This is a genomic window from Enterobacter sp. HG048 (assembly GCF_024702055.1).
GTDB lineage: Bacteria > Pseudomonadota > Gammaproteobacteria > Enterobacterales > Enterobacteriaceae > Enterobacter > Enterobacter dykesii.
Map to the genome: position 1 here is coordinate 60,583 of NZ_JANLIZ010000001.1, position 19,714 is coordinate 80,296.

General features: G+C 53.6%; 17 protein-coding genes. 6 read left to right on the top strand and 11 right to left on the bottom strand.

Going from position 1 to position 19,714, the window contains the following annotated elements:
* Positions 1-115 precede the first annotated feature (115 nt).
* The 4 genes from nagD to nagB are packed head-to-tail and all read right to left on the bottom strand — an operon-like array spanning position 116 to position 4,147.
* Positions 116-868 (bottom strand): ribonucleotide monophosphatase NagD, encoded by a 753-nt coding sequence (gene nagD / locus NUX24_RS00340; RefSeq protein WP_023310763.1) that lies wholly within the window; start codon positions 866-868, stop codon positions 116-118.
* A 45-nt stretch (positions 869-913) separates the two neighbouring features.
* A complete protein-coding gene (locus NUX24_RS00345) occupies positions 914-2,134 on the bottom strand; it encodes an N-acetylglucosamine repressor (RefSeq protein ID WP_021242995.1) in 1,221 nt (406 codons plus the stop codon).
* Between the two features lie 8 nt (positions 2,135-2,142).
* Complete coding sequence (nagA, locus tag NUX24_RS00350) at positions 2,143-3,291, bottom strand: N-acetylglucosamine-6-phosphate deacetylase (protein WP_047650586.1); 1,149 nt, start codon at positions 3,289-3,291, stop codon at positions 2,143-2,145.
* A gap of 55 nt (positions 3,292-3,346) precedes the next feature.
* A complete protein-coding gene (nagB, locus tag NUX24_RS00355; protein WP_023310765.1) occupies positions 3,347-4,147 on the bottom strand; it encodes a glucosamine-6-phosphate deaminase in 801 nt (266 codons plus the stop codon).
* Positions 4,148-4,475: 328 nt separating this feature from the next.
* Here nagB and nagE point away from each other — a divergent pair, with 328 nt between their 5' ends.
* From nagE to chiQ, 4 genes are all read left to right on the top strand, one after another.
* On the top strand, positions 4,476-6,497 hold the full coding sequence (gene nagE, locus NUX24_RS00360; protein ID WP_126328027.1) for an N-acetylglucosamine-specific PTS transporter subunit IIBC: 2,022 nt from the start codon (positions 4,476-4,478) through the stop codon (positions 6,495-6,497).
* Positions 6,498-6,666: 169 nt separating this feature from the next.
* Positions 6,667-8,334 (top strand): glutamine--tRNA ligase, encoded by a 1,668-nt coding sequence (gene glnS, locus NUX24_RS00365; RefSeq protein WP_032649541.1) that lies wholly within the window; start codon positions 6,667-6,669, stop codon positions 8,332-8,334.
* 446 nt (positions 8,335-8,780) lie between these two features.
* Entirely contained in the window at positions 8,781-10,178 is a 1,398-nt protein-coding gene (chiP, locus tag NUX24_RS00370) for a chitoporin (RefSeq protein WP_047650588.1), read from the top strand.
* Between the two features lie 47 nt (positions 10,179-10,225).
* The gene (gene chiQ, locus NUX24_RS00375) at positions 10,226-10,555 is read left to right on the top strand and encodes a ChiQ/YbfN family lipoprotein (protein WP_257829968.1); all 330 of its coding nucleotides are present in this window, start codon (positions 10,226-10,228) and stop codon (positions 10,553-10,555) included.
* A gap of 94 nt (positions 10,556-10,649) precedes the next feature.
* On the opposite strand, the gene fur is transcribed toward chiQ, so the two are convergent.
* The 4 genes from fur to ybfF all read right to left on the bottom strand — a co-directional run bounded on the left by fur (position 10,650) and on the right by ybfF (position 13,262).
* Complete coding sequence (fur, locus tag NUX24_RS00380) at positions 10,650-11,096, bottom strand: ferric iron uptake transcriptional regulator (RefSeq protein WP_010428651.1); 447 nt, start codon at positions 11,094-11,096, stop codon at positions 10,650-10,652.
* A gap of 290 nt (positions 11,097-11,386) precedes the next feature.
* Positions 11,387-11,917: a flavodoxin FldA gene (gene fldA / locus NUX24_RS00385; protein WP_008501067.1), complete on the bottom strand. Its 531-nt coding sequence runs from the start codon at positions 11,915-11,917 to the stop codon at positions 11,387-11,389.
* Positions 11,918-12,072: 155 nt separating this feature from the next.
* Positions 12,073-12,360: a LexA regulated protein gene (gene ybfE, locus NUX24_RS00390; protein WP_028019455.1), complete on the bottom strand. Its 288-nt coding sequence runs from the start codon at positions 12,358-12,360 to the stop codon at positions 12,073-12,075.
* A 128-nt stretch (positions 12,361-12,488) separates the two neighbouring features.
* Entirely contained in the window at positions 12,489-13,262 is a 774-nt protein-coding gene (gene ybfF / locus NUX24_RS00395; protein ID WP_214576221.1) for an esterase, read from the bottom strand.
* Between the two features lie 183 nt (positions 13,263-13,445).
* Between ybfF and seqA the strand changes: the two genes are divergently transcribed.
* Entirely contained in the window at positions 13,446-13,994 is a 549-nt protein-coding gene (gene seqA, locus NUX24_RS00400) for a replication initiation negative regulator SeqA (RefSeq protein ID WP_008501070.1), read from the top strand.
* 24 nt (positions 13,995-14,018) lie between these two features.
* Positions 14,019-15,659, top strand: a complete 1,641-nt coding sequence (gene pgm, locus NUX24_RS00405; protein ID WP_126328029.1) for a phosphoglucomutase (alpha-D-glucose-1,6-bisphosphate-dependent) — start codon at positions 14,019-14,021, stop codon at positions 15,657-15,659.
* 34 nt (positions 15,660-15,693) lie between these two features.
* On the opposite strand, the gene potE is transcribed toward pgm, so the two are convergent.
* From potE to speFL, 3 genes are all read right to left on the bottom strand, one after another.
* Positions 15,694-17,007, bottom strand: coding sequence for a putrescine-ornithine antiporter (potE, locus tag NUX24_RS00410; protein WP_014831099.1), 1,314 nt, complete (start codon positions 17,005-17,007; stop codon positions 15,694-15,696).
* The gene (gene speF, locus NUX24_RS00415) at positions 17,004-19,202 is read right to left on the bottom strand and encodes an ornithine decarboxylase SpeF (RefSeq protein WP_257829166.1); all 2,199 of its coding nucleotides are present in this window, start codon (positions 19,200-19,202) and stop codon (positions 17,004-17,006) included. Before speF ends, potE begins: the two co-directional genes overlap by 4 nt.
* Positions 19,203-19,456: 254 nt before the next feature.
* Positions 19,457-19,561 (bottom strand): leader peptide SpeFL, encoded by a 105-nt coding sequence (speFL, locus tag NUX24_RS00420; protein WP_003858645.1) that lies wholly within the window; start codon positions 19,559-19,561, stop codon positions 19,457-19,459.
* Between the last annotated feature and the right edge of the window lie 153 nt (positions 19,562-19,714).

Sequence of the window (19,714 nt, forward strand, 5' to 3'; positions counted from 1 at the left end):
GTACGTCATGAATTATTTTATTGATGATTATGCAATGAAATGTGCTTTTTATTAGATGGGGTTTTATTTGTGCAGGCTATAAATGAAAAACCACGCCCTGAGGCGTGGTTCGGTATCAGATAATGTCGATTTCATCGACGGAGGGGTAAATCCAGCTTGGACGGAACGGCATTGAGTCAATGTCATCAAGCTGAGAGACGCCGGAGAGGACCAGAATCGTCTCCAGACCCGCCTGGAACCCGGCCAGAATATCGGTGCGCAGGTTGTCGCCGACAATAACCGTTTCTTCAGAGTGGGCCTGCATCTTGTTAAGCGCGGCACGAATAATCCACGGGCTCGGTTTACCGACCACAAACGGCTGACGACCAGAGATTTTCTCGATACCGGCGCACAGCGCGCCGCAGGCCGGATAAAAACCACGGCCGTGCGTATCCGGGTTGGTGGCGATAAAGCGTGCGCCGCTGGCGACAAAGTATGCTGCTTTATGCATCATCTCCCAGTTAAAGGAGCGCGTTTCGCCGACAATCACAAAGTCCGGGTTCACGTCAGTGATGGTAAAGCCAGCTTTGTACAGCTCGTGTATCAGCGCACCTTCACCCACCACGTAGGCTTTTTTCCCTTCCTGACGCTTCAGAAAATCCGCCGTGGCCATTGCCGAGGTATAAAACACGCTGTCCGGAACGTCGACGCCCGCCGTGGCAAAGCGGTTAGCCAGGTCCTGACCGGTTTGGGAAGGGTAGTTCGTGAGCAGAACCAGAGGCATTCCTTTGTCGATGATGCGGTGTAGAAACTCCGCAGCACCCGGCACGGCAACGTTGTCGTGCATCAGCACGCCGTCGATATCACAAATTACATTCTTAATGGTCATGGACAGTCCGACATCAAAAAAAGAAGGCGTTACTATAAGGTCCGATCAACTTTCCAGCAAATGCTGCAGCAGAATTCCGTTGAGCATGGCGCGTTTGACCAGCGCGAACGCGCCAATCGCCGAGCGATGATCAAGCTTTGAACGAACCACCGGGAGGTTCTGGCGGAATGCTTTCAGCGCCTGGGTGTTAATACAGCCTTCAATGGCGGGGAGCAGCACCTTTTCCGCCTCCACAATTTCACCGGCGATCACCACTTTTTGCGGATTAAACAGGTTAATGGCGATGGCGATGGTTTTCCCCAGGTGGCGTCCTACCTGCTCAATCACTTCACAGGCCAGCGCGTCGCCTTTATTGGCGGCTTTGCAGATGGTGCCTATCTTGCAATCGTCCAGCGTGACGCGGCTTTGATAACCCTGCTCAAGGAGATGACGAACGCGCTGCTCGATAGCGGTGTTAGCCGCGATGGTTTCAAGGCAGCCGAAATTGCCGCAGTGACAGCGCTCCCCGAGGGGTTCAACCTGAATGTGGCCGATCTCGCCGACGTTACCGTTTCGACCAATAAAAATACGGCCGTTAGAGATAATACCGGCGCCCGTTCCGCGGTGTACGCGCACCAGAATAGAGTCTTCACAGTCCTGGCTCGCACCAAAGTAGTGCTCTGCCAGCGCCAGAGAGCGAATGTCGTGGCCCACGAAGCAGGTCACCTTAAAACGCTTTTCCAGCGCGTCGACCAGCCCCCAGTTTTCAACCTGAATGTGCGGCATATAGCGGATCACGCCGCTTTCCGGGTCGACCAGACCGGGCAGAATCACGGAGATGGCAATGAGTTCGCGGATCTTGCGCTGACAGCTTTCAATAAACTGCGCGATGGTATTCAGCAGCGCATGCTCCAGCGTTTCCTGAGTGCGCTCCGGAAGAGGGTAGTGCTCTTCCGCAATCGCTTTACTGCTCAGATCGTACAGCGTGAGCGTGGTGTCATGACGGCCCAGACGGACGCCAATGGCCTGGAAATTGCGGGTTTCAGTAATAATGGAGATGGCGCGGCGGCCCCCGGTGGAGGCCTGCTGATCGACTTCTTTGATCAGACCGCGCTCAATGAGCTGGCGGGTAATTTTTGTCACGCTGGCGGGAGCAAGCTGGCTCTGTTCGGCTATCTGAATTCGCGAGATGGGTCCGTGCTGGTCAATCAGGCGGTATACCGCCGCACTGTTAAGTTGTTTAACGAGATCGACATTACCGATTTGAGCTTGTCCGCCAGGTGTCATACTTTTACTTACTCAGTGACGACCTCGTTACCATTAACGATGGTCTTAATAATTTTATAATCGTGTGTGAATGCCGTCAGGTTTGCAACCATACCTGGTGCAATTCCGCCGAGCTGTTTATCCACGCCCATTGCGCGCGCCGGATAAAGGGTTGCCATACGCAGGACTTCATCAAGCGCAATCCCGCAATGTTCAACCAGGTTACGCACCCCTTCAATCATGGTTAAAGAGGAACCACTCAGCGTACCGTTTTCATCCACACACAGCCCATTGCGGTAGTATATTGTTTTACCGGCAAAAATGAACTGCTCAATATTTGCACCTGCCGGTGCGGTGGCATCCGTCACCAGACAAAGCTTGTCACCTTTCAGCCGCTTAGCGTTGCGAATGTTGGTATAATCGACGTGTAAGCCGTCAGCAATAATGCCGCAGTAGACGTCTGGTTCATCCAGAATCGCCCCGACCAGACCCGGTTCACGGCCTGTGATATACGGCATGGCGTTGTAAAGGTGCGTTGCGAAGGTAATGCCCGCGCGGAAACCGGCTTTCGCTTCTTTCAGCGTCGCGTTTGAGTGGCCTGCTGAAACGATAATCCCGGCACCAGCCAGTTTGCTGATCACATCCGTACCCGCCATTTCGGGCGCCAGCGTCACTTTGGTGATCACATCGGCGTTTGCACACAGGTAGTCAACCAGCTCCGCATCCGGTTTACGCACATAATTCGGGTTATGCGTTCCTTTCTTGACCATATTTAGCCATGGCCCTTCAAGATGAAGACCCAGCGCCTGGTTAGGATGTTTGGCCAGGTATTCGCGCATCACGCGGATACCCTGCTTCATGAGGTCATCACTGCTGGTGATGAGCGTTGGCAAATAGCTGGTGCAGCCCGATTTCTCGTTGGCTTTCTGCATGATCTCCAGCGTTTCGACCGTCACCGCATCCGCGGTGTCATTGAATTGCACACCGCCGCAGCCGTTGAGCTGTACGTCGATGAAACCGGGGGAGATTACTGCTCCATTGAGTGAGCGCTGTTCAATCTCCGGCGGCAGTTCTGCCAGCGGGCAAACACGTTCAATCAGGCCATCAGCGATAACAATCGCATGGTCATCCAGAATGTCATGGCCGGTATAAATCCGACCGTGGGTTAAAGCGTACATAACGACCCCCGGTTAAAAAAAGCGGCCGCCTCTTGATGAAGAGGCGGTTATTCAATTACAGACCTTTGATGTTCTCGGCTTCTAACTCGTTAAAGTATTTCAGCGTTTTTACCTTCAGCTCCATCGTGGACGGTTCGTCGCAGACGATGACTGATTTCGGATGCAGCTGCAGGCAGCTGATGGTCCACATGTGGTTTACGTTGCCTTCAACGGCAGCCTGGAGCGCTTGCGCTTTCACGCCACCCAGCACCAGAATCATCACTTCTTCGGCATCCAGCAGGGTGCCCACGCCAACGGTCAGGGCGTATTTTGGAACCTGGTTAACATCGCCATCAAAGAAGCGGGAGTTTGCCACGCGCGTGTCATGGGTCAGCGTTTTAATACGGGTGCGGGAAGCCAGAGATGACGCCGGTTCGTTAAACGCGATATGACCATCATTGCCTACACCCCCCATGAACAGGTGGATCTTACCGTAAGAACGGATTTTTTCTTCATACTGACGGCATTCTGCGTCAATATCAGGCGCGTTTCCATTCAGCAGGTTAATATTTTCAGATGGAATATCAACGTGATCAAAGAAATTGCGGTGCATAAAGCTATGGTAGCTTTCCGGATGGTCTTTAGGTAAGCCAACGTATTCATCCATATTGAAGGTCACAACATGTTTGAAGCTAACCTGGCCTGCTTTATGCATCTCAACCAGCGCCTTATAGGCTGTCAGCGGCGTGCCGCCTGTCGGAAGTCCAAGAACGAAAGGACGATCGGCGGTCGGTTTAAAGGCGTTAATACGGTTAACGATATGGCGAGCGGCCCATTTACCGACTTGTTCAGCAGTTGCCAGGGGAATCAGTCTCATTGTTCACCTCAAGAGTTAAAGTAGAAGAGTGGGCGGATGGCTATCGGAACCTGATACTTAAGCGTAACCTGGAAACTTTCAGGCCGGATCAATCCGTCTTGATTTTTTGAATGATAAAATAAGTTTTCGCTGTTAGCCAGTATAAGGGAGGGTGAATAACGATATTTGGTGACAAAAATCACAAAAAGTACGCGTTTAATTTGCGATACGAATTAATTTTTCACACACTCACAATGCCAGTGAAGCATCAACTGTATCTATAGTTCGTGACACAATAAAAAACAGAGCTGAGAACATGCCTTAAACGGGGTCTCATAGGGGGAAGAAAGTGAGTATTCTAGGTTATTTACAAAAGGTTGGTCGCGCACTTATGGTGCCGGTCGCCACGCTGCCTGCCGCAGCCATCCTGATGGGTGTCGGCTACTGGATCGACCCCAACGGCTGGGGTAATACCAGCGCGCTGGCGGCGTTCTTTATCAAGTCAGGTTCCGCCATTATTGACAACATGTCCGTGTTGTTCGCGATTGGTGTGGCTTACGGTATGTCTAAAGACAAAGACGGTGCCGCTGCGCTGACCGGTTTTGTCGGTTTCCTCGTGTTAACCACCCTCTGCTCGCCAGCAGCGGTGGCCATGATCCAAAAAATTCCGGCGGACCAGGTTCCGGCGGCATTCGGGAAGATCAGCAACCAGTTTGTCGGTATCCTTGTGGGTATCATCTCCGCCGAACTGTATAACCGCTTCAGCAGCGTAGAGCTGCCAAAAGCGCTCTCCTTCTTTAGCGGTCGCCGCCTGGTTCCTATCCTGACCTCGTTTGTGATGATCGTTGTCGCGTTCATCATGATGTACGTCTGGCCAATGATCTTCGACGGTCTGGTGAACTTCGGTGAGCACATCCAGAAACTGGGCTCCGTCGGTGCAGGCGTGTACGCGTTCTTCAACCGTCTGCTGATCCCGGTCGGTCTGCACCACGCGCTGAACTCCGTATTCTGGTTCGACGTTGCCGGTATTAACGATATCCCTAACTTCCTGGGTGGCGCACAGTCCATCGAAGCAGGTAAAGCGGTTGTCGGTATCACCGGTCGTTACCAGGCGGGCTTCTTCCCGATCATGATGTTTGGTCTGCCGGGTGCTGCGCTGGCTATCTACCACTGCGCACGTCCAGAGAATAAAGCGAAAGTGCTGGGTATCATGATGGCGGGGGCGTTTGCGGCCTTCTTCACCGGTATTACCGAGCCGCTGGAGTTCTCCTTCATGTTCGTGGCGCCGGTTCTGTATGTGATCCACGCCGTGCTGACCGGTATCTCCGTGTTCATCGCTGCCAGCATGCACTGGATTGCCGGTTTCGGCTTCAGCGCCGGTCTGGTGGATATGGTGCTTTCGTCCCGTAACCCGCTGGCGACCCACTGGTGGATGCTGATCCCGCAAGGTCTGGTGTTCTTCGCGATCTACTACGTAGTGTTCCGTTTCACTATCACCAAATTCAACCTGATGACCCCGGGTCGTGAACTGGCCGTGGCCGGTAGCGAAGCGGATGGTCAGGATGTGAACGTGAGCGGTGCTCAGGATCAGGACGTATCAGGTCTGGCGCGTCAGTACATCGCCGCTATCGGCGGTTCTGATAACCTGACCGGTATCGACGCCTGTATCACTCGTCTGCGTCTGAACGTCAAAGACTCTTCCCTGGTGAACGAAGCGCTGGCCAAACGTCTGGGTGCTTCCGGCGTTATCCGCCTGAACAAAACCAGCGTGCAGATTATCGTTGGCTTCGTGGCAGAGAAAATTGCTAACGCCATGAAAACCACTGGTCCGGTAGCCGCAGCAGAAGCTTCTGCCGCACCTGCCGCCGCGCCAGCGGCCGCAAAACCGCAGGCGGTACCGAACGCCAAAACGGTAGCCGCGCTGGTTTCACCGGTAACCGGTGAAGTCGTTGCGATTGAGCAGGTGCCTGACGAAGCCTTCGCCAGCAAAGCGGTTGGTGACGGTGTGGCGGTGAAACCAACGGACAAAACCGTTGTGTCTCCGGCGGCCGGTACCATCGTGAAAATCTTCAACACCAACCACGCGTTCTGCCTCGAAACCGAAAATGGCGCGGAGATCGTTGTCCATATGGGTATCGATACCGTTGCGCTGAACGGTCAGGGCTTTACTCGCCTGGTGGAAGAGGGCGCTGAAGTGGTGGCCGGGCAGCCGATTCTGGAAATGGATCTGGACTTCCTGAACGCCAACGCGCGCTCCATGATAAGCCCGGTCGTTTGCAGCAACATCGACGACTTCAGTGGCCTGGTCATTCAGGCGAAAGGTCAGGTTGTTGCGGGTCAAACACCGCTGTACGAGATTAAAGGCAAGTAATCGCTCCTGAGTAGAGTCATGCCTTAAGCGGCGGGGGATATCCTCCGCCGCTTTTTTTTGCAGCAAAAGCCCCCATTATTTTCTTCAGAGACGTTTTAAGGGTTGTCACTACGTCCGGCTTATAAGATCATATGCCGTTATACGTTGTTTACGCTTTGAGGAATCCACGATGAGTGAGGCAGAAGCCCGCCCGAGTAACTTTATTCGTCAGATCATCGATGAAGATCTGGCCAGTGGTAAGCACACCACAATTCATACCCGTTTCCCGCCGGAGCCGAACGGCTACCTGCATATCGGGCATGCGAAGTCCATCTGCCTGAACTTTGGCATTGCGCAAGACTACCAGGGACAGTGCAACCTGCGTTTCGATGACACCAACCCAGTAAAAGAAGACATCGAATACGTTGAGTCCATCAAGAACGACGTGCAATGGTTGGGCTTCAACTGGTCTGGCGATATCTGCTACTCCTCTGACTATTTTGATCAGCTGTACGCCTACGCGGTTGAACTGATCAATAAAGGTCTGGCGTACGTTGACGAACTGTCTGCTGATGAAATCCGTGAATATCGCGGTACGCTGACCGCGCCGGGCAAAAACAGCCCGTTCCGCGATCGCAGCGTGGAAGAGAACCTGGCGCTGTTTGAAAAAATGCGTGCCGGCGGCTTCGAAGAAGGCAAAGCGTGCCTGCGTGCCAAAATCGACATGGCGTCTCCGTTCATCGTGATGCGCGATCCGGTGCTGTACCGCATTAAGTTTGCGGAACACCACCAGACCGGCAACAAGTGGTGCATCTACCCGATGTACGACTTTACCCACTGCATCAGCGATGCGCTGGAAGGCATTACGCACTCCCTGTGTACGCTGGAGTTCCAGGACAACCGTCGTCTGTACGACTGGGTGCTGGATAACATCACCATTCCTGTGCATCCACGCCAGTACGAGTTCTCTCGTCTGAATCTGGAATACACCGTGATGTCCAAGCGTAAGCTGAACCTGCTGGTGACCGACAAGCACGTTGAAGGCTGGGATGACCCACGTATGCCGACCATCTCCGGTCTGCGCCGCCGTGGTTACACTGCTGCCTCTATTCGTGAGTTCTGCAAACGCATCGGCGTGACCAAGCAGGACAACACCATCGAGATGGCTTCCCTTGAATCCTGCATTCGCGAAGACCTCAACGAAAACGCCCCGCGCGCGATGGCCGTTATCGACCCGGTGAAACTGGTTATCGAAAACTATCCGCAGGGTGAAAGCGAGCTGGTCTCCATGCCTAACCATCCGAACAAACCGGAAATGGGTAGCCGTGACGTGCCGTTCAGCGGTGAGATCTGGATTGACCGCGCTGACTTCCGCGAAGAAGCCAACAAGCAGTACAAGCGTCTGGTGCTGGGAAAAGAAGTGCGTCTGCGTAATGCCTACGTCATCAAAGCCGAGCGCGTAGAGAAAGATGCGGAAGGGAATATCACCACCATCTTCTGTTCCTATGACGCTGAAACGCTGAGCAAAGATCCGGCGGATGGCCGCAAGGTGAAAGGCGTTATTCACTGGGTGAGCGCTTCCCACGCGCTGCCGGTAGAAATTCGTCTGTACGATCGTCTGTTCAGCGTGCCTAACCCAGGTGCAGCGGAAGACTTCCTGGCGACCATCAACCCGGAATCTCTGGTGATCAAGCAGGGTTATGCGGAGCCTTCTCTGAAAGCCGCTGAAGCGGGCAAAGCGTTCCAGTTCGAACGTGAAGGTTACTTCTGCCTGGACAGTCGTTACAGCACGGCGGAAAAACCGGTATTCAACCGTACCGTAGGTCTGCGTGATACCTGGACGAAGATCGGCGAATAATATTGCTGGTCTGGTCAATGAGAGACAAACGCCGCACTATGCGGCGTTTTTTTATTTAGCGATCAGGGTATTAAGACAGGACCTAAAAAGGCGTGATAAAAATATCAGGTCAATGAGGTGCTACTTATTTTTCAAAAAAAAGTTTGTATCATTACGGAAATTAAAAAGGTTATAAAAAAAGGAGAATGTTCCACGTCTAGTCACTGAAATACCTGATAATTCCCCGCCATTTCTCGCCTCTCCATAAATGTTACAAAGCACTACCAATTATGTGCACTTCGTCATAATCCTGACTTTTGTCAGCTAAAAAGCATTGATAATTCGCGTCGCGAAAAATAACCTAAGGACGGTAGTTAATTCGAGGGTATTTAAAGCTATCCCTGACCATTTGGTCTTTTTTATTTACGCCGCTTCAGGCGTTTTAATTCGTCAAAGAGGAATAATCTATGCGTACGTTCAGTGGCAAACGTAGTGCGCTGGCGCTGGCTATTGCCGGTGTGACAGCAATGTCGGGCCTGGTGATGACACCAGAGGCGAAAGCGGCGGGCTTCATCGATGATTCTACCCTCACGGGCGGTATTTATTACTGGCAGCGTGAACGTGACCGTAAAGACGTCACTGAAGATAAATACAAAACCAACCTTTCTCACTCCACCTGGAACGCCAACCTGGACTTCCAGTCAGGCTATGCTGCGGATATGTTCGGTCTGGATATTGCTGCGTTCACCGCGATTGAAATGGCGGAAAACGGCGACAGCGCCCACCCGAACGAAATTGCCTTCTCCTCCAGTAATAAAGCCTATAAAGAAGACTGGTCCGGGGATAAGAGCGGCATCAGCCTTTACAAAGCCGCTGCAAAATTTAAATACGGTCCGGTTTGGGCGCGCGGTGGTTATATTCAGCCAACCGGTCAGACCCTGTTAGCACCGCACTGGAGCTTTATGCCGGGTACCTATCAGGGTGCAGAAGCCGGGGCGAACTTTGACTACGGTGATGCGGGTGCGTTGAGCTTCTCCTATATGTGGACCAATGAGTACAAAGCACCGTGGCACATCGAAATGGACAAGTTCTACCAGAACGATAAAAAAACCAAAGTCGATTACCTGCACTCGCTGGGCGCGAAGTACGACTTCAAAAACGATCTGGTGCTGGAAGCGGCATTTGGTCAGGCGCAGGGCTATATCGATCAGTACTTTGCCAAGGCCAGCTATAAATTCGATGTCGCGGGTAGCCCGCTGAGCACCAGCTACCAGTTCTACGGTACGCGCGATAAAGTCAGCAACGGTGGCGTCAACGACATTTATGACGGCACCGCGTGGCTGCAGGCGTTAACCTTCGGCTACAAGGTTGGTCAGGTTGATTTGCGTCTGGAAGGCACATGGGTGAAGGCGGAAGGGCAGCAGGGCTACTTCCTGCAGCGTATGACCCCGACCTACGCCTCATCCAACGGTCGTCTTGATATCTGGTGGGATAACCGCTCAGACTTCAACGCCGACGGCGAGAAAGCGGTCTTCTTTGGCGCAATGTACGATCTGAAAAACTGGAACCTGCCTGGCTGGGCGGTGGGCGCTTCTTACGCTTACGCCTGGGACGCAAAACCTGCCGATATGGCCACGCCGGATGCATACTACGATCCCAACTATCGCCTGAAAGAGTCTGCGTACAGCCTCGATGCTATCTATACCCTACAGGATGGCCGCGCGAAAGGCACAATGTTCAAACTGCACTTCACTCAGTATGACAACCACTCCGATATCCCGAGCTATGCAGGCGGTTACGGCAACATCTTCCAGGATGAACGTGACGTGAAATTCATGGTTATCGCCCCATTCACCATCTTCTGATGAACGCCCCGGCGGGCCGAGTCCCGCCGGTATGGAGACTGCATATGATGAAAAAAATCGTAATCGTCGCGCTGCTGGCATCAGGGCTGGTGGCGTGTGCTCAGAGTGAGGCACCGGAAGAGGACTCCCGTCTGAAGGAGGCCTATAGCGCCTGTATAAATACTGCGGAAGGATCGCCGGAGAAAATTCAAGCCTGTCAGAGCGTGCTGAACGTGCTGAAGAAAGAGAAAGCGCACGAGCAGTTCGCGACGCAGGAGAACGTCCGCGTAATGGATTATCAGGCCTGTATCCAGGCGCGTAAAACCGGTAACGATCAGGAAGTGGCGAAGCGTTGCGAGCAGATTTGGAAAGAAATACGAAGCAATAACAGTAACTAATTCGCTGTTATTATGCCCGGTGGCTCTGCGCTTACCGGGCTTTTTTCAGGCAAAAAAAAGCCAACCTTGCGGCTGGCTCAGAGTATGAATCTTATTATTTCGCGTCGTGCGCGTGGTCGTCTTCGCGGCAGTCGCCTTCAGCGCAGTGACCGTAAAGGTACAGGCTGTGGTTCGTCAGGCGGATGCCATGACGCGCCGCGATTTCACGCTGGCGTGATTCAATGGAATCATCGCTAAATTCAATGACCTTGCCGCAATCGAGGCAGATCAGGTGATCGTGGTGGTGCTGCTGGGTCAGTTCGAAAACAGATTTACCGCCTTCGAAATTATGACGGGTAACAATGCCCGCGTCATCAAACTGGTTCAGCACGCGATAGACGGTAGCCAGCCCAATCTCTTCACCCATGTCGATAAGACGTTTATAAAGGTCTTCCGCACTGACATGGTGATTGTCTGGACCCTGAAGCACTTCAAGGATTTTTAACCGAGGAAGCGTAACTTTCAGGCCAGCCTTCTTTAGTGCGGTATTGTTGTCAGTCATGCGGAATCTGTCCTGTTGCTAAACGATTCACTTCTGTGGGAAGTGACAGAAAATGCACCCGGGATAATGCGTCTCATTATAGAACTGCCATGGCTAAATGAAAACTGCAAGTCTCAGGCAAAATATGCTTATAAAAACGTGGTATCACCAACAAACTTGCTCAATTGAAAACCACGTTTTATCAGGGAGACATTGTACAGGTCTGGGCGAAAAAGTTAAAAGATTGTAGCGATTAATTTAATCGGTTTGACCTGGGGCATGGGCGCAACCGCAGTTGCGCCGCGATAAAATCAGGCGTTCAGAATATCATCCAGGTGCAGTTCTTCACGGATCTGCTTCACCCATTTCTCAACGCGCTCTGCTGTGAGCTCTGGCTGACGGTCTTCGTCAATGGCCAGACCTACGAAGTGATCGTCATCAGCCAGGCCTTTGGACGCTTCGAAGTGGTAACCGGCGGTCGGCCAGTGGCCTACGATCACTGCACCGTTCGGCTCAATGATATCGCGGATGGTACCCAGCGCGTCACAGAAGTATTCGGCGTAGTCTTCCTGATCGCCACAGCCAAACAGCGCGACCAGCTTACCGTTGAAGTCCACTTCTTCCAGCGTCGGGAAGAAATCATCCCAGTCGCACTGGGCTTCACCGTAGTACCAGGTTGGGATACCCAGCAGCAGAATGTCATAGCCTTCCAGATCTTCTTTGCTGCTCTTAGCGATGTCATGCACATCAGCAACGTCTTTACCGAGCTGTTTTTGAATGTTTTTTGCGATATTTTCGGTATTGCCGGTATCACTGCCAAAGAAAATGCCGATGATTGCCATGAGTAAAATAACCTCTTGAAACTTAATAGTATGGTGGCGCAATTCGGCCACGGATAAGGGCAATAATAGCAGAACTGGCAACCCTGCGGAAACAGCTATCGCGCAGGACTGCACTCTGTGCTACATGAAAAGGGCGTTAAAGGGGATTTTCAGACTTATGCCTGGCTGCGTAACGTCTCAAGCTGGACGAGCAACATCTCTTCAATGAGCTCGCTGCGGCTGATATTACGCGCGTCAGCCAGCTCGTTCAGCGCATCGACGGCGTCGGCATTAAGCTTCAGTTCGACACGCTTAAGCCCACGATTTTTGTCGCGTTTAAGCTGGTTGCGTTTATTGATACGCAGCTGTTCATCACGCGAAAGCGGATTCGTCTTCGGTCGTCCCGGTCGACGCTCATTCGCGAACAGATCTAGTGTCGTACGGTCCGTTTGTTCTTTGGCCATGATTCTGAGACTTCGGGGGAAATACGCCGCCCTGCTAATGCCTGGGCGATAAGCGCGCCATCATACATCACCGAAAACGGCACGCCAACGACTGGAAGCCCGCAGCCTTCCAGTCGCTTTCTTTTTAATCAATTTGCAGTATCAGCAAGATAGCGGCGAATGGCGCGCAGCACAGCATCCGGTTTTTCCGCATGCACCCAGTGCCCGGCACCGGCAATCACGTGGGCGCGCGCCTGCGGGAATTGGGCCAGCAGAGTGTCGCGGTACGCGTCGGTTACGTAAGGCGAGTTTCCGCCGCGAATAAAAAGGGTAGGGTGTGGCCAGGCGGGGACGGTTTCCCAGCCCACGATGTTATTGTATTGATCCCAGAGCACCGGCACGTTAAAACGCCATTGTCCGTCAACAAACGACTTCAGCAAGAACTGGACGACGCCTTCTTCATCAAGATGCTCACGCATGACGGCGGCTGCCTGTTGGCGCGTCGCAACACCCGCTTCTGTGACCGCATTAATGGCGGCAAAAATCTCGTCGTGACGGCGAACGTCATAATCCACGGGCGCGACGTCAATCACCACCAGACCGTTAATACGCTCCGGGGCCAGTGCCGTCAGGGCCATCACCGCTTTGCCACCCATTGAATGCCCGATGAGGGTCACCTTTTGCAGGTCGTGGGCATCCAGCGTATCCAGCAGATCCTGCGCCATTGCCGCGTAGGTCATCTCGTCGGAACGCCCGGAAAGACCGTGATTGCGCATATCGACCTGTAAAATATCGTGGTCGGTAACCAGATCGCGCGCCAGCACGCCCAGGTTATCCAGACTGCCAAAAAGCCCGTGAACCAGTACGATGGGAGAATTATTGTTCGGCGATTGTGCAGTTTGCGCTCGGGTATTCAATTTCATGGCAAAGTTCTTTTTTTACGTATGTCAGGTTAGGGTATCATGTTGACCATTCTGCCGCCCGGCTGCAAGGTTCCAGTTTAATCTGACTTTTGCTGCCAACCTGGTTTGACGCTATCCGCTGTTGGGATTTGACCTTATAATCCCAATGACTTGTATTCAGATAAGATATCGCACTGGATTAAGATGAAAACAATCGAAGTTGATGACGAACTCTATCAGTATATTGCCAGCCAGACGCGGCATATCGGGGAGAGCGCGTCCGACATTTTACGGCGCATGCTTAAAATTTCCGCCGCTTCACAGCCTGCTACCCCAGTCACCAAAGATGTCGTGTCTCAGCCGAGCGTAGTTGCGCAAGCAAAACCTGCCGTGACGCCGGCAAAAGATAAAGTGCGCGCGATGCGCGAGCTGCTGCTCTCCGATGAATACGCGGAGCAGAAAAAGGCGGTTAACCGCTTTATGCTGGTGCTATCTACACTTTACTCACTGGATAACAAAGCGTTTGCTGAAGCGACCGAGTCGCTGCACGGTCGCACTCGCGTCTATTTCGCGGGTGACGAACAGACGCTGCTGCAAAATGGCAACCAAACCAAACCTAAACATGTCCCTGGCACCCCGTACTGGGTGATCACCAATACCAATACGGGCCGCAAGTGCAGCATGATTGAACACATCATGCAGTCCATGCAGTTCCCGGCGGAATTGATTGAAAAGGTTTGCGGTACAATTTAACCCTTGCATCAGAAGGACCCGGTAATGGCAAATCACAGCCGTGCAGGCCAACCTGCACAACAAAGCGATTTGATTAACGTCGCTCAGCTGACCGCGCAGTATTACGTGCTGAAACCGGTCGTGGGCAACGCAGAACACGCAGTGAAGTTTGGTACATCTGGTCACCGCGGCAGCGCGGCGCGCCACAGCTTTAACGAACCGCACATTCTGGCCATTGCTCAGGCCATTGCGGAAGAGCGCGCTAAAAACGGCGTTACCGGTCCGTGCTACGTGGGGAAAGATACCCATGCCCTGTCTGAACCGGCGTTCATCTCTGTTGTGGAAGTGCTGGCGGCAAACGGTGTCGATGTGATTGTTCAGGAGAACAACGGCTTCACCCCAACGCCTGCGATCTCTAACGCCATCCTGGTGCACAACAAAAAAGGTGGCGCGCTGGCTGACGGTATCGTTATCACGCCATCCCACAACCCGCCGGAAGACGGCGGTATCAAATACAACCCGCCTAACGGTGGCCCGGCTGACACCAACGTCACCAAAGTGGTGGAAGATCGTGCGAACGCCTTGCTGGCGGATGGTCTGAAAGGCGTGAAGCGCATTTCTCTGGATGCTGCTATGGCGTCCGGTCACGTGAAAGAGCAGGATCTGGTTCAGCCGTTCGTGGAAGGACTGGCGGATATCGTCGATATGGCGGCCATCCAGAAAGCCGGCCTGAAGCTGGGCGTGGATCCGCTGGGCGGCTCCGGTATCGAATACTGGAAACGTATCGCCGAGCATTACAAGCTTGATCTGACCATCGTGAACGATCACGTCGATCAGACCTTCCGCTTTATGCACCTCGACAAAGACGGTGCGATCCGTATGGACTGCTCCTCCGAGTGCGCGATGGCGGGCCTGCTGGCGCTGCGTGACAAATTCGATCTGGCGTTTGCTAACGATCCGGATTATGACCGTCACGGTATCGTCACGCCTGCCGGGCTGATGAACCCGAACCACTATCTGGCTGTTGCAATTAACTATCTGTTCCAGCACCGCCCGCAGTGGGGCAAAGAGGTGGCCGTCGGTAAAACGCTGGTTTCCTCCGCGATGATCGACCGCGTGGTCGAGGCGCTGGGCCGCAAGCTGGTGGAAGTGCCGGTGGGCTTCAAATGGTTCGTTGACGGTCTGCACGACGGCAGTTTCGGCTTCGGCGGTGAAGAGAGCGCGGGCGCATCTTTCCTGCGTTTCGACGGCACGCCATGGTCAACCGATAAAGACGGCATCATCATGTGCCTGCTGGCGGCGGAGATCACCGCGGTCACCGGTAAGAACCCGCAGGAACATTACAACGACCTGGCGGCACGCTTTGGCGCACCAAGCTATAACCGTATTCAGGCTAGCGCGACGTCAGCCCAGAAAGCGGCCCTGTCCAGGCTCTCTCCGGAGATGGTCAGCGCAAGTACCCTGGCAGGCGATCCTATCACCGCGCGTCTGACGGCGGCACCGGGCAACGGCGCATCCATTGGTGGTCTGAAAGTGATGACCGACAATGGCTGGTTCGCCGCGCGTCCGTCCGGTACGGAAGATGCGTATAAAATCTATTGCGAAAGCTTCCTCGGCGCTGAGCACCGTCAGCAGATTGAGAAAGAAGCGGTAGAGATTGTCAGCGAAGTGCTGAAAAACGCGTAAGAATGAAAAAAGGGAGCCGAATGGCTCCCTTTTTTTAACTATGCTTATTCTTCAATTCAAATCTCGGCGATACCAGACCGTACAGCGTCCAGCCCATAAAGGTCACCATCGCGCCATACAGCATCGCTTCCTGGCCGGATGAGTAGAGCGCGTAGAAGCTGTAGATTGCCCCAATCAGCGCCACGATATTGGCCGCACGCGCTTTGCGTGGATCCACCTTCGCCACCTTCTGAATAATCACCAGCGCTGCCATCGACAAAATATACGGAATGATGTTCGTCACCACCGCCAGGTTGACCAGCACGTTGAACTGGCTGTTCAGCGACGGGCTAATGGTCATCAGCGACAATCCGCTCTGGAAGATAACAATCGCCAGCATGCCTTGCACCGGCGCATCCGCTTTGGTCACGCGGGAGAAGATTTTTGGGAAGTAACCTTCATCAGCCGAGGATTTAAACACCTGTGCGATGGTGAACTGCCAGCCGAGGAGTGAACCGCAGCAGGACATGACCATCAGACCCATGATTACTTTCCCGACTTCCGGAGTGAACATCTGCGCGAAGGCCAGCCCGAACGGCGCCGTGGAGTTGGCCAGATCCATGTTTGGCACAATCCCGGCAATCACGTTCGTCGAGACGATATAGATCACCGCCGCGCCCAGCGTGCCGCCGAGGACCGCAATCGGCACGTTCTTTTCTGGATTCTCTACCACTTCCGCGTTCGCGCAGGCGGATTCCAGACCCAGGAAGGCCCAGAGCGTCATGGCGATAGAAGAGCCGACTGCGGTAAAGAACGGCACGTGGTGCGGGTTCCAGGAATTGGCGTAGAGGGTCGGGCTAAACCAGAACCAGCCGATGATACACAGGCCGACAACCGGGATAATCACGCCCCAGACGGTGATGCTGGAGAGCTGTCCGGTGATACGCGCGCCGCCAAAGTTAGCTACGGTACAGATCCACAGCACCCCGATGGTCGCCAGCCCAATTTGCACAGGACTGAGCGTCGCGCCAAACAGCTCCGTACCGTAACCCACGGCGGAGATGGCAATCGCCACGTTGGCGATCAGCAGCGACACGCCGTAGGTATAGTTGGCCATAAAGTTGCCCGACTTGCCAAAAGCGTATTCGGCATAGCCGCCCATGCCGCCTGACTTACGGCTGAACATTCCGCACTTGGCAAACGCCCACGCCAGCGCCATTGAACCGACTGCCGTCACTAGCCAGGAGATGATAGAGATGGTGCCCACCTCTGCCAGTTTGGTAGGCAGCATGATAATCCCGGAGCCCATCATGTTCACCATGGTGAGGATGGTCAGCTGCACCACGCCCATCTTATTGGACTTACTCATAATTTCTCTCCTTTCAGCAGCGCGGGCTGAGCAGCGGGTTGTCTGATGACGTTACAGCGAACCAGTTTGCGACCCTCGCACTCCTCGACGTACACACCCTGCAGCTCCGGCGCGAAGCCCGGCAGCAGATTGATGCCTTCTTCCAGCGCGGCAAAGTAGCGCAGCACGGAACCGCCCCAGACTTCCCCTGGAACCACGCACAGTACCCCCGGTGGATAAGGAAGGGCGCCTTCGGCGGCGATGCGGCCTTCCGCGTCGCGCAGTGAGACCAGCTCAACCTCACCGCGCAGATAGGCGTAGTTCGCGTCCTGCGGGTTCATCATCACGCGCGGGAAGTGAGACTTGCGGAACATCTCTTTCTGCAGCTGTTTCACGTTGTGGCGGGCGTACAGGTCATGCATCTCCTGGCAGATCTGGCGCAGGGTGTAATCCGCGTAACGTTCCGGATGTTGTTTGTAGAGAGAAGGCAGGACGTCTTTCAGCGGAACATCGCTCTCGAGCAGTTTTTCGAAGCGCACCAGCTGCGCCACCAGCTGCTGCAGTTTTCCCATATCTTCCGCAGGCGTGAGCAGGAACAGGATCGAGTTGAGATCGCATTTTTCCGGCACGATGCCGTTTTCACGCAGGAAGTTGGCGAGGATAGTGGCGGGCACGCCGAAGTCCTCATATTCCCCGGTGCGGGCGTTAATACCCGGCGTGGTCAGCAGGAGCTTACACGGGTCGATAAAGTACTGATGTTCAGCGTAGCCTTCAAAAGCGTGCCAGTTTTCACCCGGTACGAAGTGGAAGAAGCGCAGATCGGTCGCAATGTCCGCCGTGTCCCAGCTTTCCCACGGACGGCCATCCACCGTCTCCGGCACGAAGGGGCGCAGATACCGGCAGTTCTCCAGAATCAGCTTGCGCGCTTCGATACCGTTCACCACGCAGTCCATCCACATGTTGCGGCCGCTCTGGCCTTCATGCATGCGGGCGTTAATGTCCAGCGCGGCGAACAGCGGATAAAACGGGCTGGTGGAGGCGTGCATCATAAAGGCATTGTTCAGCCGCTTATGCGGGACATAGCGCTGTTGCCCTTTGATGTGGCTGTCTTTCTTATGGATTTGCGAGGTCTGCGAGAAGCCGGCCTGCTGTTTATGCACGGACTGGGTGACCAGGATCCCCGGATCGTTTTCGTTCAGCTCCAGCAGCAGCGGAGAGCAGTCGGCCATCATCGGAATAAACTGCTCGTAACCCACCCAGGCGGAGTCAAACAGGATGTAATCACAGAGGTGCCCAATCTTATCCACCACCTGACGGGCGTTATAGATGGTGCCATCGTAGGTGCCCAACTGGATCACCGCCAGACGGAACGGACGCGCATCGCGTGCACGGCCAGGCGCCACCTCTGCCACCAGCTCGCGCAGATAACTTTCTTCAAAACAGTGGGCGTCAATGCCGCCAATAAAGCCGTACGGGTTGCGCGCGGTTTCCAGATAGACCGGCGTTGCGCCAGCCTGGAGGAGGGCACCGTGATGGTTAGATTTGTGGTTGTTACGGTCAAACAGCACCAGGTCCCCCGGGGTGAGCAGGGCGTTAAGCACCACTTTGTTGGATGACGAGGTGCCATTCAGCACGAAGTAGGTCTTATCGGCATTAAAGACCTTTGCCGCATGCTGCTGGGCGATGCACGGCGCGCCTTCGTGGATCAGCAGATCGCCCATCGCCACGTCGGCGTTACACAGGTCGGAGCGAAAAAGCGTCTCACCAAAGAAATCGACAAACTGATTACCGGCAGGATGACGGCGGAAGAACTGTCCACCCTGATGCCCTGGGCAGTCAAACGCGCTGTTGCCCTGTTTCACATAGTCGACAAGGGCGCGGAAAAACGGCGGGCGCAGCTGGGTTTCATACTTCTGGGCTGCCGCTTCCAGCTGGCGTCCATAAAATTCGTTGCTGGTGTCTGAATACTCAAATACGCCGTGAATGCGCGATAAATAGTCTGCCGGAATGAATTCCTCTTTATGCGTCGCGACAAAAACAGGAATGCCAAAACCAGTGGCTTCTATTTCGTCCAGGATACCGCTGGCAATATCCGTGACCGCCAGAACAATGGCGGCAACATCAATATAATCAGAGGCGCGGACATCTACCAGTTCTCGCTGGGTAGTAAAGCAATCCGGACATGCACGGCTGGCTGCGATTTTTAAACTTTTCATCTTTCTCTCTTTATTTTAGGTAATAAGCGTCCCTCGATTTCTTGCAAGAAAGAAATCGATAATTTTCCGGAAAAAAAGCAAAGGGTGGCCGCTGATTAAAATCAGTAAATTGCTTTTTTGATAATTGCAATTCAGTCCGCCCGGTGCGGATGAGTCTGAATTAAAATGAATGAGCGCACGAGTTCACAGGCAATAGCCTGTAAAATAAGGTGTTTCAGGATAACCTGTAAGCGAGTGCGCCAGAAGTCGAAGGACTACCGGGCATTAAAGAGATGAAAGTCAAAGCAGTTTCGGTGGGCAAACATCATGATATGTGTTGTCCGCCTTATATGGGGCATTAAGCGATTGTTGTTTTCCATGTTTCATTTTCCTTTCAGTAATTGAAAGCATGGTCATTTTATCCAGGAAAAGGCGATTAACCGTGAGGTAGATCACCGTTAACCGATCAAATCAGAAATAAATATTCGTTTTAGATGAATATCTCAGATCAAAACTCTGGTTTGTTGGTGTTA